The sequence below is a fragment of the Gordonia effusa NBRC 100432 genome (assembly GCF_000241305.1).
Taxonomy (GTDB): domain Bacteria; phylum Actinomycetota; class Actinomycetes; order Mycobacteriales; family Mycobacteriaceae; genus Gordonia; species Gordonia effusa.
This window is the reverse complement of record NZ_BAEH01000046.1, coordinates 39,457-56,650: the sequence shown is the minus strand read 5'-3', so window position 1 is coordinate 56,650 and position 17,194 is coordinate 39,457. Positions and strand designations below refer to the sequence as shown.

The window sequence follows — 17,194 nt, the reverse complement described above, 5'->3', positions numbered from 1 at the left end:
ACTGGCCGAGGGGCTGTTCGACCGGCATTCGCCTTTCCCTAGAATTGACCGGTGACCAACGAAGCGCTCCCCAAGTCCTGGATCCCTGCTGAGCACGAAGATGGGCTGTACCAGAGCTGGGTAGATGCGGGGTATTTCACCGCTGACGCCTCAAGTGACAAGCCGCCCTTTTCCATTGTCATTCCACCACCGAATGTCAACGGGTCGCTCCACATGGGGCACGCCTACGAACACGTGTTGATGGATGCGCTCACTCGTCGGCGCCGCATGCAGGGTTATGAGGTGCTGTGGCTGCCGGGGATGGATCATGCGGCGATCGCGATGCAGACGATGGTCGAGCGCAAACTAGCCGACGAGGGTGTTACTCGCGACGATCTGGGCCGAGAAGCCTTCATCGAGCGTGTGTGGCAGGAGAAGGCCGCGATTAGCGGCACCATCGGATCGCAGATGCGCAAACTCGGCGACGGCGTCGACTGGAGTCGTGAGCGTTTCACCATGGACGAGGGATTGTCCACGGCCGTCCACACGGTCTTCAAGCAGATGTTCGACGACGGACTGATCTACCAGGCCGAGCGGTTAGTCAACTGGTCCCCGGTCCTGCGCACCGCGATCAGCGATATCGAGGTCAACTACGCCGACGTCGAGGGCGAACTGGTCAGCTTCCGGTACGGGGCGATGAGTGATGACGAGCCCCATATCGTCGTCGCCACCACTCGAATGGAAACGATGTTGGGCGACACCGCGATTGCCGTCCATCCCGACGATGAGCGATACCGTGATCTGGTGGGCGTCGAGTTCGAACACCCATTCCTTGATCGCAAGGTGCCGGTTGTCGTCGACGACTATGTCGACCCCGAATTCGGTTCGGGCGCAGTGAAAATCACGCCGGCCCACGACCCCAACGACTTCGCGATCGGTCAGCGACACGGTCTGGCGATGCCGACCATCATGGACGAGACCGGTGTAATCACCGACACCGGAACGCAATTCGACGGGATGGACCGCTTCGAAGCTCGCGTCAAGGTCCGCGAGGCTTTGGCGGAACAGGGACGGATCGTCAAGGAAGTCCGGCCGTACCTACATAGCGTCGGCCACTCAGAGCGGACCGGCGAACCGATCGAACCGCGGTTATCGATGCAGTGGTGGGTCAATGTCGAGCCGCTGGCCAAGAGCGCGGGGGACGCGGTTCGTAACGGCGACACCGTGATTCATCCGACATCGATGGAATCGCGCTGGTTCGGTTGGGTCGACGATATGCATGACTGGTGTATCTCGCGCCAGCTCTGGTGGGGGCATCGGATCCCGATCTGGTACGGGCCGGACGGTGAAGTGGTTTGCCCGGCACCCGGAGAGGCGCCGCCCGAGGGATACACGCAGGAGACCGACGTCCTCGACACCTGGTTTTCGTCGGGTCTATGGCCGTTCTCGACACTCGGCTGGCCAACCGATACCGCGGACCTGCAGAAGTTCTATCCGACATCGGTCTTGGTGACCGGTTACGACATTCTCTTCTTCTGGGTCGCCCGGATGATGATGTTTGGCACCTACGTTGGTGCCAAAGATGTTGCCGGACTTGCTGATCGAGAAGCCAAGGTGCCGTTTGGCAGCCTATTCCTACACGGGCTGGTGCGCGACGAACACGGCCGCAAAATGAGTAAGTCGAAGGGCAACGGTATCGATCCGCTCGATTGGGTTGAGCGTTTCGGCGCCGACGCATTGCGCTTTACTCTGGCGCGCGGCGCCAACCCTGGCAGCGATATCTCCGTTGGTGAGGACCACGCATCGTCGTCCCGAAACTTCGCGACGAAACTGTTCAACGCTACCAAGTTCGCGTTGATGAACGGGGCGAAAGTCGGGGATCTTCCGCCCCGAGATCAGTTGACCGTTGCCGATCGCTGGATTCTCGATCGGCTCGATGAGGTTCTGGCAGAAGCGGATTCGGGCTTTGAGTCTTATGAATTCTCGAAGGCTTGCGAGGCGCTTTACCACTTCGCATGGGACGAGGTCTGCGACTGGTATCTCGAACTTGCCAAGGTGCAGATCAATTCGGGTGATCAGGCTCGCGCCGATGCGACGGCGCTCGTCCTCGGCAATGTTCTCGATCCGCTCTTGCGTGCCTTGTCGCCGGTCATCCCGTTCGTTACCGAAACGCTGTGGAAGGCATTGACCGGCGGCGAATCGGTGGTTGTGGCGCCGTGGCCGCAGGCAGCTGGAGCAACTGTCGATGCTGTCGCACGCACCCATATCGAGGATCTGCAGAAGCTGATCACCGAGGTCCGCCGGTTCCGTAGCGATCAGGGATTGGCGCCGAATCAGCGCGTTTCCGCCGAGCTAGAGGGCACCGACGCGGCGGGGCTGGGGCAATCACGCGCCTACATCGATTCGTTGGCGAAGTTGGACACGGCGGGCGATGGCTTCACCGCGACGGCGACGATCGAGGTGCGACTGTCGTCGACTACCGTCGTGGTGCGCATCGACACATCCGGCAGCGTTGACGTTGAGGCTGAAAAACGTCGTGCGGCAAAGGATCTCGCTGTCGCCGAAAAAGAACTCGCGCAGACGTCGGGGAAACTGGGCAACGAGCAATTCCTCTCGAAGGCGCCCGATCATGTTGTCGACAAGATTAGGGCGCGGCAGAAACTCGCACAGGAGGAGATCGAACGGTTGACTGCCAAGCTGGATTCGCTGGGATGACGGCGTCTGCGTCGCCTACGCCAGAGGATCTCGAAGATCTTGCCGTCGTCGAGGCCGAATTAGATACGCGTTGGCCGGAGACCAAGATCGAGCCCTCGTTAACGCGGATTAACGCGCTTCTCGATCTGCTCGGGTCGCCGCAGCGCAACTATCCATCGATCCACATCGCCGGTACTAACGGCAAAACGTCGGTGACTCGGATGATCGATGCTCTGTTGACCGCTCTGCATCGTCGGACCGGGCGGATCACCAGCCCGCATCTGCAATTGGCGACCGAGCGTATTTCGGTTGACGGACAACCGATCTCGCCACGTGGTTACGTCGATACCTATCGTGAACTCGAACCGTTCATCACCATGGTCGACGACTCGTCTATCGCCGCGGGTGGTCCGCGGATGAGTAAGTTCGAGGTTCTCACCGCGATGGCCTATGCCGCCTTCGCGGAGGCGCCGGTCGATGTCGCTGTCGTCGAGACGGGAATGGGCGGCCGCTGGGACGCGACGAATGTCATCGATGCGGCAGTTGCCGTCATCACGCCCATCGCGATGGACCACGCGGATTACCTCGGCGACACGCTTACCGCGATCGCGGGGGAGAAGGCAGGCATCATCAAGAAGGGTGATTCGGAGGCACTGGTCCCCGTCGATCCGGTCACAATCATTGCCCAGCAGTCATCACCGGAAGCGTTGGACGTATTGCTCCGTGCCACGGTTGATGCGGAAACCATTGTGGCGCGCCAGAATTCGGAGTTCGCAGTGCTGGAGTCGAAGACCGCGGTCGGAGGTCAGCTGCTGCGATTGCAGGGCTTGGGTGGCGAATACCCCGAGGTCTTTCTGCCGCTGCATGGCGCGCATCAGGCGTCCAACGCGGTGGTCGCACTGGCTGCGGTCGAAGCATTCTTCGGAGCTGGCGCGGACCGCCAATTGGATGCTGAGGCGGTGCGGGCCGGTTTCGCGGCGGTGACCGCTCCGGGTCGGCTGGAGCGAGTTCGCAGCGCGCCGACGGTATACCTGGACGCCGCGCATAACCCACATGGATCCCAGGCATTAGCTCAGGCGCTCACCGATGAATTCGATTTCCGACGGATCGTCGGGGTGGTGGGAGTTTTGGGCGACAAAGATGTCGAGGGTGTGCTTGCGGCGCTGGAGCCGGTGTTTGACGGCGTGGTGCTTACCAACAATGGGTCGCCGCGGGCATTGGATACCGACACCCTCGCCGACATCGCGAATCGGGTGTTCGGCGAAGAGCGGGTGCGGGTCGAACCGTTTCTGCCCGACGCCGTCGAGGTGGCCATCGCGTGGGCCGAAGAGGCAGACGACGGATCGCCCGTTGCGGGCGCCGGAGTGGTGATCACCGGTTCGGTTATGACTGCGGGGGCCGCGCGGACATTGTTTGGGAAGGATCCCGCATGAGTTCATCGTCGCCGGGTAAACAGAGATTCACCGAGCCGACCAATGATCCGTGGAAGGGTTTACGCGGCGTGATGGCCGGCACGTTGATCCTCGAGGTGATCATCGTGCTGCTCGCGCTTCCGATCGTCGCGAAGGTAGGCCCCGGCCTCGGACCGTGGTCGTTGACTTTTCTGCTTGGGCTAAGTCTGGTGATGATTCTGGGCTCAGGGCTGCAGGGCAGGCCGTGGGCACTGCGATTCGATCTGGCACTGCAGGTGGTGACGATTGCGGGCGGACTGTTCCATTGGTCAATCGCCGTGGTGGGCGTGGTGTTCGGCTGTGTGTGGGTCTACATCGCGTACATCAAGAGAGACGTCGAGCGGCGGATGGAGCGCGGCGAACTATTCGGGCAAGAGCCTATCGACGAGTAGTTTCGGTCAGCGTCAACTCCGGCCACCAACGTGCTCCAGGATGAGATCGAGTTTGGAATCGAGTTTCTCAAGCTTCGTATCGATGTGCTTGAACCGGGCCTCGACTTGCTCGAACCGCTGATCGATTTGGTCGAAGCGGGCGTCGATTTGTGCGAACCGGCGATCGATCTCCTCAAATTTCGCTGTGTGCAGCGCGAGTATCGCACTGTGCTCGTTGAGTATCTTCGTATGCTCGTCAAGTATCTTCGTGTGCTGGTCCAGGATTTTCGTATGCTGGTCCAGCTTCTCAGTGTGCTGGTCCAGCGTCGTGGTGTGCTGGCTCAATTGTCCGTAGATCTCGTTGATATCGCTGTAGATCTGGGTGAATCGACTATCTGATTCGGACGTGATCATGCGGCGAATATTACGCCCGAGGCCGCGTTCAGACGACGTCAATTCGGGTGTGGGTCCAGGTCTGGGGATAACCGTCAGGAGTGTGGACGAAGCTTCGGCGATATGCCGGCGTCGAGGGCCGGATGTGCCACCGCTACCATGCTCATCGTGACCGAACGCACCCTCGTACTAGCCAAGCCCGACGCCGTCGCCCGTGGCCTCGTCGGGGAGATCATCCGCCGCATCGAAGCGAAAGACCTCAAGATCGTCGCGCTCGATCTGCGTACCGCGACCGCGGAAGTGGCTGCCGGCCACTACGCCGAGCATGACGGTAAGCCGTTCTATGGATCGTTGATCGAGTTCATCACCTCCGGCCCACTCGTTGCCGCCGTGGTCGAAGGACCACGCGCCATCGCGGCATGGCGTCAGATCGCCGGTGGCACCGACCCGGTAGAAAAGGCCACACCGGGAACAGTTCGCGGTGACTTCGCGTTGGAAACGCAGAACAACCTGGTTCACGGCTCAGACTCGCCGGAGTCGGCGGCGCGTGAGATTGCGCTCTGGTTTCCGAACCTGGGCGCCTGACCAGCGCGCATAACCGAGTTCAGGGAATTGTCAGAGGCGATTTCGCCGACCTGAATTCTTGAAACCTCTGTGGTGTGGGATACTTGCTTGGCCGTTGTCGACATCTAGCTCGCACGCAACGTGGGTGAGTCGGTACCTAAGTTGGCTTCGGCAACCGGTGGCAGCCCCACCGCCGCGGGTTCTATCTAGACTCAGCGCGCGGGCGGCCCGAGACTGAACGTATTTTCGCGACGTCCGGACGCATCGTCACCAGCAAGGCGTCAGCCGTGTGAGAGGCCAGTAACCTCTGGCGAACACGACGACAAGACGCGAAGACCACTTAACCGGTCAATAACTGACCGGACAACCACACATAGGCAGCCCTCGCGTGGCCGCGTCAGAACTGCTCTACCAGCAGCGACGCGCCCGGGGGCGCGAGGAGACAACGTGACCGATAATGGGTCGCCGGCTGACGCGAACGCTGCGTCAGACTCGGCAGAGGATTTTCCAGCTAAGTTGCGCGTTCACGCGCTCGCTCGAGCGTTGGGACTGACCAGCCGCACCGTCCTCGAGCATCTTGCCGAACTCGGGCACGCGGCGCGCAGTCCCCAGTCGAGCATCGATCGCGACGCCGCGAACGCGGTTCGTTCCCGCGTCGGCGACCCTGAGCCGGCATCCGACGAGACCAGCGAGGTCGCCGAGGCATCGTCGCAAAGCGTCGAGCCCGCAGATGCACAAGCGAGTGCGCCGACCATCGAAGTGGACGCCGACGTGGTCGAGTCGGAGGAAACGCCCTCACTCTTCTCCGCGGCCGAGGCGCAGCGCCACGCGCCGCTACTGGCAGCGGCTGAGACTCCCGAGCCGGCGCCGTTTTCGGTAGCACCGCTCTTCCTCCCGCCAGAGCCGGGGCAGTACGCACCGGCGAAACCTTCGAAGGTCTCCACCGACGAAACCGCAACCGACGCTGACGCCGCGAATGTCGCCTCCGACGCTGCCCAATCCGACGTTGAGTCGCCGGAATCCGCGGGCACGGACGAGACTTCTGAAGCTGGTGAGGACGCCAACGGCTCCGACGACGACTCCGCTGACGGCAACCGTAATCGCCGACGTCGACGTGGTCGGCGTGGGCGCGGCCGGGGCCGCGGCGAGCAGGCCGCGGATGGCGAAAATGATTCTGAGACAAGTGATTCCGATGCCAAGTCGACTGACGCAGCATCGACTCCAGCTGATGAGGCCGCGGGCGCATCGGACGAAAACGCCGAGTCAGAGTCGGGCGATGCCGAGGACGACGCCAACGAGCCGACGTCGAAGCGTCGGCGTCGCCGCCGTCGCCGCAAAGGTGGCACCGACGATTCCGATGAGGCCTCACCCGACGATCCGCCGAATACCGTTGTCCACGAACGCGAACCGCGGAGCAAGCGGGCACGCGACGAGGTTCAGGGCATTTCCGGTTCGACGCGCCTGGAAGCCAAGCGGCAGCGCCGCCGGGACGGTCGTGACGCCGGTCGCCGTCGACCGCCGATTCTGAGTGAATCGGAGTTCCTGGCCCGCCGCGAGGCCGTCGACCGCGTCATGGTCGTCCGCGAGCGTGGGCCACTGGGCGCCGACCACCAGGGTGCGAGTGAGGACTACACCCAGGTCGCGGTTCTCGAAGACGGCGTTCTGGTCGAACACTTCGTCACTACCGAGACATCGTCGTCGATGGTCGGCAATATCTACCTGGGCCGCGTACAGAACGTGCTTCCCGGTATGGAAGCGGCGTTCGTTGACATCGGTCGCGGTCGTAACGGCGTGCTCTACGCCGGTGAGGTGAACTGGGATGCCGCCGGACTCGACGGCGGCTCGCGCAAGATCGAGCAGGCGCTCAAGCCGGGCGACAGCGTATTAGTGCAGGTCAGCAAGGATCCAGTTGGTCATAAGGGTGCCCGACTGACCACCCAGATTTCGCTCGCGGGACGCTACTTGGTCTACGTACCGGGTGGATCGTCGACCGGTATCAGCCGCAAACTCCCGGATACCGAACGTAAGCGGCTGCGATCGATTCTGGGCAAACTCGTACCCGACGATGCTGGCGTAATCATCCGCACCGCGTCCGAAGGTGTCAGCGCCGAAGAACTCGGTGCCGATATCGAGCGCCTCGAAGCGCAGTGGAACTCGATCTCGGAGGCAGTCGAGAGCAAGAAGGGTAACGGCACCAAGGCCCTCTACGAAGAGCCTGACCTGCTGGTTCGCGTGGTTCGCGATCTATTCAACGAAGACTTCCGCAAGTTGGTCGTAGAAGGTCCCAAGGCATGGAACCTGGTCGAGCGCTACATCTCCGATGTCGCCCCCGACCTGATGGAGCGTGTCGAGAAGTTCGAAAAGACCGGTCCAGATGCTCCCGATTCTTTTGTCGTGCACCGCATCGACGAACAGTTGGCTAAGGCGCTCGACCGCAAGGTATGGCTGCCGTCGGGTGGCACCCTGATCATCGAGCACACCGAGGCGATGACCGTCGTCGACGTCAACACCGGAAAATTCACCGGTTCGGGCGGCAACCTCGAAGAAACCGTGACGCGCAACAACCTGGAGGCCGCTGAGGAAATCGTGCGGCAGATGCGTTTGCGCGATATCGGCGGCATGATCATCGTCGACTTCATCGACATGGTTCTCGAGTCCAACCGTGACCTGGTACTTCGTCGTCTGACCGAGGCGTTGGCGCGTGACCGAACTCGACACCAGGTCTCCGAGGTGACCTCGCTCGGCCTGGTGCAGATGACACGTAAGCGGTTGGGAACTGGACTGCTCGAAGCGTTCTCGACGACGTGCACCGCGTGCGGAGGCCGCGGCGTCATCGTGCACGCGAATCCCGTTGAAGTCCGCCCGACCGATGACACCGGCTCGCGGAGCGATGGGGGCTCGTCAAAGCGCTCGCGCCGCAAGGGGCGTAAAGGCGAAACCGCCGCGCCAGAGACGAGCAGCCCCAGTCCAGCGCCTGCCGCGCACCATCCGGCCGGTGAGCATCCGATGTTCCGGGCGATGGCCGCGCACGCGCATGATCACGACGATCAGGCTGAGCTCATCGACTCTGCCGACGACGACATCGAAGTGATCAGCGACGACGCCGGCAGTGCAAGCGCCGATCCGGGTGCGGTCGAGGTAGCTGCTCCGGCCACCGAACCCGCCAAATCCGCAGACGTCGCACCTGTCGACTCCGTGATCGAGGACACCGTTCCCACCGGGCCGGTGCGGCCTAAGCGACGTCGGGCAGCGCGACGTCCCGCGGCGTCAACCGGGGCGTCGGAGACTATCGTGATCAGCGACGACGAGCCTGCCGTGGCCGTGCAGACACCAGCGGTGACCACGTCTGGGCCCCTGCAAGAAGCTCCGACGACGGTGACGGTTCCGCAGCGTCGGCCACGCCGGCGAAGCGCAGGTCGGGCGGCTGGCCCACCCACGGGTGACTGACCTCACGCGGCCCGAGGTGCGTCAGTTTGACCCAAAAGGTCACACTCCCGTAATCTTGATAAGTCGCCTCCCGCGATCGGTCCATGCTGTGCCATGAGCCTGAGGTGGGCCGTAGAGGTTTGAGGCAATGACGATGATTCACTGATCTGGTCGTCCTTCGTGGATGCGAGTTGAGTGCGGCCTTGTTCGGTCGGCATCGTCGCAATACCAGTAGATGTAGTACCTAAGAAGTAGCAACGACGTTAAGAGGAACGCTCCGATGGCAACGTACGCGATCGTCAAGACCGGCGGTAAGCAGTACAAGGTCGCTGCAGGCGACACTGTAAAGGTCGAGAAGATCGACAGCGAACCGGGCGCGACGGTGGATCTGCCGGTTGCGCTTGTTGTCGACGGTTCTGACCTGACGACCGACGCCGATGCGTTGGCCAAGCGCTCGGTCACCACCGAGGTGGTCGAGCACGTCAAAGGCCCCAAGATCCGCATCCACAAGTTCAAGAACAAGACCGGCTACCACAAGCGCCAGGGCCACCGTCAAAAGCTGACGGTCCTGAAGGTCACCGGAATCAAGTAAGGGAGACCAGAGACATGGCACATAAGAAGGGTGCATCCAGCTCGCGCAACGGTCGCGACTCGAATGCTCAGCGACTCGGTGTGAAGCGTTTCGGTGGCCAGCAGGTCAACGCGGGTGAGATCCTCGTCCGCCAGCGCGGCACACATTTCCACCCCGGCGTCAACGTCGGCCGTGGCGGCGACGACACCTTGTTCGCGCTCGCGGCTGGTGCCGTTGAGTTCGGCAGCAAGCGTGGTCGCAAGACCGTGAACATCGTCCCGGAGACCGCGTCGGTATAAGCGGATCCGCTGCACGAAGTTCTGCAATAAGCTCTGCGAACAGGGCGGGTAGGATCCAAGCGATCCTGACCCGCCCTGTTTGCTTTTCATCAGCCAATCGAAAGAGGTAGCCCAGATGTCGCGGTTCGTCGACCGGGTAACCATTCACGTGTCCGCGGGTAACGGTGGACACGGTTGTTCCTCGGTCCACCGCGAGAAGTTCAAGCCGCTGGGTGGACCCGACGGCGGCAATGGCGGCAACGGTGGCAACGTTCAACTTGTCGTCGACCCGCAGGTGCATACACTGCTCGATTTCCATTTCCGCCCACACGCACGAGCCGGAAACGGGACGCCCGGCCAAGGCGATAACCGGGACGGCGCGATGGGGGAGGACCTGATACTGAAGGTGCCCGACGGCACCGTCGTTCTCGACGCCGACGGCACGATTCTTGCTGACTTGGTCGGTGCCGGAACAACTTTCGACGCTGCCGAAGGTGGCCGCGGTGGACTCGGGAACGCCAAATTGGCGTCGAAAGCCCGCAAGGCACCAGGTTTCGCGTTGCTCGGCGAAGAGGGGCAAGAGCGTGACCTGGTCTTAGAACTCAAGTCGGTTGCCGACGTCGGTCTGGTCGGATTCCCATCGGCGGGCAAATCCTCACTGGTATCGGTACTTTCGGCCGCCAAACCCAAAATCGCCGACTACCCATTCACCACTCTGGCGCCCAATCTGGGCGTCGTACAGTCCGCGGGAGACGTGTTCACCATCGCTGACGTTCCCGGGCTGATACCGGGAGCGTCGACCGGCCGCGGTCTGGGACTCGACTTCTTGCGGCATTTGGAGCGATGCGCGGTGTTGGCTCACGTAGTCGACTGCGCGACACTGGAATCCGATCGCGATCCGATCTCCGACATTGCCGCGCTGGAGGCAGAACTCGCGGCTTATCAGCCTGCTCTCGACGCCGACCATGGACTCGGCGATCTGGCCGATCGGCCACGCATCATCATCCTCAACAAGATAGACGTCCCCGAAGGCGCCGAACTCGCCGATATAGTCGAGCCGGAACTCGCCAAATACGGCTGGCCCATCTTTCGGATCTCGGCGGTTTCTCGGGAAGGGCTGCGCGAGTTAACCTTTGCGCTCGCGAAGATGGTCGGAGAATACCGGCGGGCGCATCCCAAGGCAGTGGCCCGACGCGCCGTTATTCGCCCGAAGGCCGTCGACGAAACCGGTTTCACCGTCACCCCCGATCCTAACGAGCCCGGCGGCTTCATCGTGCGCGGCACACGTCCGGAACGCTGGATAGCCCAGACCGCGTTCGACAACGACGAAGCTGTCGGCTATCTGGCCGATCGACTCAACCGACTCGGCGTTGAGGACGCCCTGGTGAAGCAGGGCGCTCAACCGGGAGCACCTGTCACTATCGGTGCGGTGACGTTCGATTGGGAACCGATGACTCCGATGGGCGACGATGTCCCGGTGACGGGTCGTGGCACCGACATTCGACTCGATCGCAGTGATCGGATGGGCGCCGAGGAACGCAAGGAGCAACGTCGGCTGCGACGTGCCGAGCGACATGGCGAACTGGAGTGACCACCTCGCCGGTACGCACGTTCATTTCGTCGGCACGCAGCATCGTCGTCAAAATCGGGTCGTCGGCGTTGACCGATCTGCGCGACGGACTGGACACCACGCGACTCGATCGGCTTGCTGACGCTCTGGAGACTCGGATGCGGGCGGGGACAGACGTAATCGTGGTGTCCTCGGGTGCGATCGGTGCGGGTATCGCTCCACTCGGATTGAAGAGGCGACCCACCGATCTGGCCACCAAGCAAGCCGCCGCGAGTGTCGGGCAGTTGGCCCTGGCCAATGCCTGGGGAACATCGTTCGCCCGCTATGGCCGAACCGTCGGGCAGGTACTGCTAACCGCCGACGATATCTCCAATCGTGCCCATCACGCGAATGCTCAACGGACGCTCGATCGTCTGCGAAGCCTGCACGCCGTGGCTGTGGTCAACGAGAACGACACCGTGGCAACCAACGAGATTCGCTTCGGCGACAATGACCGCCTCGCGGCGCTGGTGGCGCATCTGGCCGGCGCGGATGCGCTGGTACTGCTGTCCGACGTCGACGGCCTGTACGACGGCGATCCGCGACGCGTGATCGACGGACAGCCGCCGGCTCGGCTGGTCAAGGAAGTGTCCGGTCCCGAGGATTTGGACGGCGTCATCGCCGGAGCCGGTGGTGCGTTGGGAACCGGCGGTATGGCATCCAAACTCGCTGCAGCACGACTCGCGGCTGACTCGGGGGTACCGGTTCTGTTGGCGGCTGCCGCCGAAGCCGATCGAGCCCTTGCCGACGCGTCGGTCGGCACAGCGTTTGCCGGGCGTCCCGAGCGATTGTCGGCGCGCAAGTTCTGGGTGCGTCACGCGGCGGAAACGTCGGGCCGACTGATGCTCGATGACGGTGCGGTACAGGCAGTTTCGCGTCGTCGGTCGTTGTTGGCAGCGGGTCTGGTCGCGACGTCGGGCCGTTTTTACGATGGCGACGTGGTCGAACTGGTCGATAGACATGGAGTAATCCGGGCCAGGGGGGTGGTGTCCTACGGCGCAGATGACGTAGCGACGATGCTCGGACGCTCGACGTCGGAACTGTCGGCCGATCTGCGACGCCCAGTTGTACACGCCGACGACCTGGTCCTGGTGCACTGATTTGTCGTCTTAGTGGCTGGGTTGGGAGCGTCATCTTGCGACGTCTCGATACACCGCGCCTCGCAAGCTCGTCGCGGCACTCGACGACCGGTCGGGGTGACGTCGGATATGGATGTAGCGCAGCTCAGTTGGATCGGCGAGCTGGCGTGGCGGGTAACGTTGTGGCGCAACCTAATTGGGCCGTCAAGCTGAATATCGGGCAACGTTGCAGCGCAACCCAATTGGATTATCGAGTGCCGATGTGGTCGGTACGTTGTGGCGCACCCTAATTAGATCGTCGAGTGCCGATGTGAGCTTGCGAGCATCGGTGTATCGAGACGCGGTGAGCCGACGTCGTCAACTCAACTTGCGACATAGCCGCGGTAGCACTTCTTCGCAGAAGTGATCCGCCTTCAGCGTCGCGAATTCGTCACCTCGCGTCGCTCCGCGATTCACGATGATCACCGACTTGCCCTCTCGGTGCGCCTGCCGGACGAATCGAAGTCCCGATTGCACCGTCAGCGACGATCCCGCGACGAGAATGGAGTCAGCGGAATCTAGGAGTGAAAACGCTTGTTGGACTGTGGTTTTGGGAGCATTCTCGCCAAAATACGTGATGTCCGGTTTGAGGATGCCGCCACACCCTGGGCAGTCGATCATTACGAACCCGGCGGTGTCAGAGACTACGGCGTCGGCATCCGGAGCTACTTCGATGGCGCCCTGTCCCGCGATGCCGGTGGCGAAATCGGCGTTCAGGACTTCAAGTCGCTCAGCAAGTCGGTGCCGTGTCGTCCGCCAGGTGCAAGTCATGCAACGAACCCTGCCGTAGCAGCCGTGGAGTTCGACGACATTTCGCGTTCCGGCCTTCAGATGAAGCATGTCGACGTTCTGAGTGATCACACCCACCAATCGGCCCGTTCGTTGCAACTCCGTCAGCGCGCGATGTGCGTCATTGGGTTTGGCCGCATCCATATGCCGCCAGCCGAGATGGTTGCGCGCCCAGTAGTGTCGTCGAAAATCTGGCGAGGACATGAACTGCTCGATGGTCATCGGTCTGCGCGGCGGAGCATTGGGGCTGCGGTAGTCCGGGATTCCCGATGGTGTGGAAATGCCTGCTCCGGTGAGTGCGACGACCCGGCCGGTGCCGATCACCTCGGCAATGCGAGCGACCAGCGACGCCAGATCGGCGTCGGGCTGTGTCGGTACGGCTTGTTCACCGAGCTGCAACCGCGTACGCACGCTTTAAAGGGTACGCCGTGTTGCGCGGGAGACGGGGGCGCGCGATCTCTACATATGTCGAAGCTCGCTTCGTTCTATCGTCGAATTCAGTGCTGACGCCCCGTTTGATCGTCGAGTGCCGCTCCGAGCTTGCGAGGCGCGGTGTATCGAGGCGTCGTGAGGTGCTGTTCCCAAACCGGCCGCTCGACGTTGCTGGGTTGTCGACCTCGGCTCGCCACGTCTCGATACACCGATGCTCGCAAGCTCGCCTCGGCACTCGACGATCGGCGGGTGGTTGTGTGCCTGTGTGGGCATTCGCTGATCGGCGGTGGTTGTGTGCCTGTGTGGGCATTCGCTGATCGGCGGTGACTACGAGTTCGCCTCGGCACTCGACAGTCGGGGATGCTCGCGTGTTCGCGCCGCCCCTACGTCTCCGCGCCCGCGCGATGTTTGCCCGACGACTCGGGTGCTGGCACGGAAACGAGCGGGTAGACGCCGTTCTCGTCGTGCACCTCGGTGCCGACCACCGGGGGGTTAAACACGCACAGCATGCGCAACTGTGTCTTTGCGACGACAGTGTGTCGCTCGTGCCCGTTCAGCAGGTACATCGTTCCGGCTGCCAGCGGATACTCTTCACCCGTCTCACGATCGGTCAGCGTTCCCTCGCCTTCGACAAGCCAGACGGCCTCGATGTGATTGGCATAGTGGAATTCGTTGACCGAACCGGCGGCGATGGTGGTCTCGTGGAACGAAAAGCCGACGCCGTCACCGCCCAGAACAATGCGCTTGGAGACCCAATTGCCCTTGGGATCCGCGACGTCGCGGTCGGTGCCGGTGATCTCTTCGGTGGTACGCACGATCATGAGCGCACCTCGCGAACCGCACCGGAAAGAATCGCGAGGCCCGCGTCGAGGTCATCGGTGCCAATTGTCAACGGGGGCAACAGTTTGACCACCGCATCAGTCGGACCCGACGTCTCGGCCAACAGTCCAGCCCCAAACGCAGCAGTGCAAACTTTGCCGGCGTCGGAGGGTTCGTCGAACACAAGACCTTGAACCATGCCGCGACCCCGATGACGAAGCCCCTCGTATTGCTCGCTCAGCTCGGCGAAAGCTGAGGCAATGCGATCGCCTTTGGCCGCCACTTCTTGGGACAGCTTGTCATCCGACCAATAGGTGCGTAAAGCGGTTGCGGCCGTAACGAATGCGGGGTTGTTACCGCGGAAAGTCCCGTTGTGCTCGCCCGGGGCCCAAACATCTAGCTCGGGCCGGATCAAGGTGAGTGCCAATGGAAGACCGTATCCGCCAATGGATTTGGACATTGTGACGATGTCGGGAACGATGCCTGCCTCTTCGAACGAGAAGAAGGAGCCGGTTCGCCCACAGCCCATCTGCACATCGTCGACGATGAGCAGAATGTCGCGCCGCTTGCAGAGGTCGGCTAGTGCCTGAAGCCATTCCGCGCGTGCGACATTCACGCCGCCCTCACCCTGCACCGTCTCGACGATCACCGCTGCTGGCCGATTCAAACCGCTGCCGGAATCGTCGAGGACTCGCTCGAACCAGGCGAAGTCCTCCATGACGCCGCCGAAGTAGTTATCGAATGGCATCGGAGTGGCATGCACCAGGGGAATGCCCGCGCCCGCTCGTTTCATCGAGTTACCGGTCACCGACAGTGAGCCGAGGGTCATGCCATGAAAAGCGTTGGTAAAACTGATGATCGACTCGCGACCGGTGACCTTGCGGGCAAGTTTCAGAGCCGATTCCACCGCATTGGTTCCGGTCGGACCGGGGAATTGCACTTTGTAGTCGAGACCGCGCGGCGCAAGGATCAGGTCATTGAAGGTTTGCAGGAAGTCGCCTTTGGCCGACGTCGACATGTCGAGACCGTGTGTGATTCCGTCGTCGGCGATGTACTCGATCAGCGCTTCTTTGAGGATCGGATTGTTGTGCCCGTAGTTCAACGCGCCTGCGCCAGCGAAGAAGTCGAGATAGTTATGGCCGTGCACGTCGGTTAGCCACGCGCCGCTGGCGCGATTAAACACCGTCGGCCAGTTTCGGCAGTAGCTGCGTACCTCGGACTCGTGTTTGGTGAAGATCGACTCGTCGACCATAGTGTCAAGTAGGTTCATCTGCTTACTCCGTATTCTGCTTTCTCATTCGTTTCGTATCTATGACTGGCTGGCTGTGAACGTGGGTGGTGTCGAGAACGGCGCGGTGAGCTACGGCGCGAGGGTGTAGAGATCCTCGGGCTGATGATCGGCGGGGGCGTCACCAAGGGTGAAATCCGATGCCGAAAATAGGGGATCGCGAGTGAAGCTCATTCCGCGTGCCTTAGCCACCGAAGCGAAAAGTCGTTGGGACGCTTCATTATCCGGGCTGATCGTTGTCGTGAGCGTGTGCACGCCACGAGGCGCGACAGCGTCTAGCAGGCTGTGTAGTAAGCCCGCTGCGACTCGTTTGCCACGAGCTTGTTCATCAACGGCGACCTGCCAGACCATCACCGTGGACGGCTCGGTCGGTCGGAGGTATCCGGTGACGAATCCGACTGTGCGGCCATCGATTTCGGCCACCACCGAGGTCTCGGCAAAGTCGTGGCACCACAGCACGTAGGCGTACGGGGTATTGGTGTCGAGAACCTTGCTGTCTTCGGCGATTTGATGGATTCGGGAACCATCGACCACCCGCGGCTGTCGGTAAACAACCGTGGATTCTGAATCTGGGGTCGCGCTTTTGGGGAACGGCCTCATATGTTCTTCGAACGTAACAATGAGTCCCAGCGATGTCATCCTCGTTACCTAATCGGTTCGCGGGAACTCATGTTCCGCACTGCTCAGGCATTGAATGTGAAGTAGGTCACATTTTGTGTCGTTACCAACACGGCCGCCGCCATGCAGGACCCGCAGCCACGGCTGCAAATGGGATACTGGCGTCCAAATGACGAGAATTATTGCCGGAAGTCTTGGTGGCCGCAGGCTAACAGTGAGCGGCGAGCAGACCCGACCCACTTCGGACCGTGTCCGCGAGGCGCTGTTTTCAATGCTGGACGTCCGAATGGACCTAGATGGAGCGTCGGTACTCGACCTGTACGCGGGATCGGGGGCGCTCGGTTTGGAGGCGATCTCGAGAGGTGCCGAACACGCGGTGTTCGTCGAGTCCGATCGGAAGGCAGCAGCGGCGATCCGCGCGAATATCGGGGTATGCGGTGTGGGTGACCGCGCGACGGTCGATGCTCGCCGGGTCACGGACTTTCTCGCTGGGTCGCGCCGCAGTTTCGACCTTGTTCTGGCTGATCCTCCGTACGCGATTGATGACGACGAGTTGGCAAAGGTGCTGTTGCACTTGGCCACGTCGATCAGCGAAGAGGGATTGGTGGTCTTGGAGCGTGGCAAGCGGTCAGCAGTGACGGTCTGGCCGGAAGGACTGGAATCGCTAGTGATCAAAATCTATGGAGATACGCGCGTAGAACTGGCCGGGCGAGCGTAGCGACGGGAAATGCGGCGGGCGAGCGTAGCGACGGGATCTGAACCCGAGCGGCGGGCGCAGTGATGCGGTAGCTGGC

At 62.0% G+C, this 17,194-nt stretch carries 15 protein-coding genes; 10 read left to right on the top strand and 5 right to left on the bottom strand.

The genetic code is table 11. The features are described from left to right. Positions 1 to 51: 51 nt before the first annotated feature. From GOEFS_RS08220 to GOEFS_RS08210, 3 genes are read left to right on the top strand one after another with little or no spacing between them, the layout of a single operon-like run. Positions 52 to 2,694: a valine--tRNA ligase gene (locus GOEFS_RS08220; protein WP_007317436.1), complete on the top strand. Its 2,643-nt coding sequence runs from the start codon at positions 52 to 54 to the stop codon at positions 2,692 to 2,694. After that, the gene (folC, locus tag GOEFS_RS08215) at positions 2,691 to 4,106 is read left to right on the top strand and encodes a bifunctional tetrahydrofolate synthase/dihydrofolate synthase (RefSeq protein ID WP_007317435.1); all 1,416 of its coding nucleotides are present in this window, start codon (positions 2,691 to 2,693) and stop codon (positions 4,104 to 4,106) included. The genes GOEFS_RS08220 and folC overlap by 4 nt, the downstream gene beginning before the upstream one ends. Then, entirely contained in the window at positions 4,103 to 4,516 is a 414-nt protein-coding gene (locus tag GOEFS_RS08210) for a DUF4233 domain-containing protein (protein WP_007317434.1), read from the top strand. Before folC ends, GOEFS_RS08210 begins: the two co-directional genes overlap by 4 nt. Before the next feature lie 12 nt (positions 4,517 to 4,528). Here the strand turns inward: GOEFS_RS08210 and GOEFS_RS23215 are convergent, their stop codons facing one another. After that, positions 4,529 to 4,909 (bottom strand): hypothetical protein, encoded by a 381-nt coding sequence (locus GOEFS_RS23215; RefSeq protein WP_007317433.1) that lies wholly within the window; start codon positions 4,907 to 4,909, stop codon positions 4,529 to 4,531. Positions 4,910 to 5,056: 147 nt separating this feature from the next. On the opposite strand from GOEFS_RS23215, the gene ndk reads away from it, so the two are divergent. The 6 genes from ndk to proB all read left to right on the top strand — a co-directional run bounded on the left by ndk (position 5,057) and on the right by proB (position 12,436). Then, positions 5,057 to 5,473 (top strand): nucleoside-diphosphate kinase, encoded by a 417-nt coding sequence (ndk, locus tag GOEFS_RS08200; protein WP_083837270.1) that lies wholly within the window; start codon positions 5,057 to 5,059, stop codon positions 5,471 to 5,473. 426 nt (positions 5,474 to 5,899) lie between these two features. After that, positions 5,900 to 8,899: an Rne/Rng family ribonuclease gene (locus GOEFS_RS08195; RefSeq protein ID WP_007317431.1), complete on the top strand. Its 3,000-nt coding sequence runs from the start codon at positions 5,900 to 5,902 to the stop codon at positions 8,897 to 8,899. A 259-nt stretch (positions 8,900 to 9,158) separates the two neighbouring features. Beyond that, complete coding sequence (gene rplU / locus GOEFS_RS08190) at positions 9,159 to 9,470, top strand: 50S ribosomal protein L21 (protein WP_007317430.1); 312 nt, start codon at positions 9,159 to 9,161, stop codon at positions 9,468 to 9,470. A gap of 14 nt (positions 9,471 to 9,484) precedes the next feature. Then, positions 9,485 to 9,748: a 50S ribosomal protein L27 gene (gene rpmA, locus GOEFS_RS08185; protein WP_007317429.1), complete on the top strand. Its 264-nt coding sequence runs from the start codon at positions 9,485 to 9,487 to the stop codon at positions 9,746 to 9,748. 115 nt (positions 9,749 to 9,863) lie between these two features. Then, positions 9,864 to 11,318, top strand: a complete 1,455-nt coding sequence (gene obgE / locus GOEFS_RS08180) for a GTPase ObgE (RefSeq protein WP_007317428.1) — start codon at positions 9,864 to 9,866, stop codon at positions 11,316 to 11,318. Next, a complete protein-coding gene (gene proB, locus GOEFS_RS08175; protein ID WP_007317427.1) occupies positions 11,315 to 12,436 on the top strand; it encodes a glutamate 5-kinase in 1,122 nt (373 codons plus the stop codon). Before obgE ends, proB begins: the two co-directional genes overlap by 4 nt. Before the next feature lie 336 nt (positions 12,437 to 12,772). On the opposite strand, the gene GOEFS_RS08170 is transcribed toward proB, so the two are convergent. From GOEFS_RS08170 to ectA, 4 genes are all read right to left on the bottom strand, one after another. Further along, the gene (locus GOEFS_RS08170) at positions 12,773 to 13,654 is read right to left on the bottom strand and encodes a Sir2 family NAD-dependent protein deacetylase (protein ID WP_007317426.1); all 882 of its coding nucleotides are present in this window, start codon (positions 13,652 to 13,654) and stop codon (positions 12,773 to 12,775) included. 404 nt (positions 13,655 to 14,058) lie between these two features. Beyond that, positions 14,059 to 14,496, bottom strand: coding sequence for an ectoine synthase (locus tag GOEFS_RS08165; RefSeq protein ID WP_007317425.1), 438 nt, complete (start codon positions 14,494 to 14,496; stop codon positions 14,059 to 14,061). Beyond that, positions 14,493 to 15,764 carry a diaminobutyrate--2-oxoglutarate transaminase gene (gene ectB / locus GOEFS_RS08160; RefSeq protein WP_007317424.1) on the bottom strand — a complete coding sequence of 424 codons (1,272 nt, stop codon included), beginning with the start codon at positions 15,762 to 15,764 and terminating at the stop codon, positions 14,493 to 14,495. Before ectB ends, GOEFS_RS08165 begins: the two co-directional genes overlap by 4 nt. 90 nt (positions 15,765 to 15,854) lie before the next feature. Further along, a complete protein-coding gene (gene ectA / locus GOEFS_RS08155) occupies positions 15,855 to 16,382 on the bottom strand; it encodes a diaminobutyrate acetyltransferase (protein ID WP_040524775.1) in 528 nt (175 codons plus the stop codon). A 187-nt stretch (positions 16,383 to 16,569) separates the two neighbouring features. On the opposite strand from ectA, the gene rsmD reads away from it, so the two are divergent. Beyond that, positions 16,570 to 17,118: a 16S rRNA (guanine(966)-N(2))-methyltransferase RsmD gene (gene rsmD, locus GOEFS_RS08150; RefSeq protein WP_040524753.1), complete on the top strand. Its 549-nt coding sequence runs from the start codon at positions 16,570 to 16,572 to the stop codon at positions 17,116 to 17,118. Positions 17,119 to 17,194 lie beyond the last annotated feature (76 nt).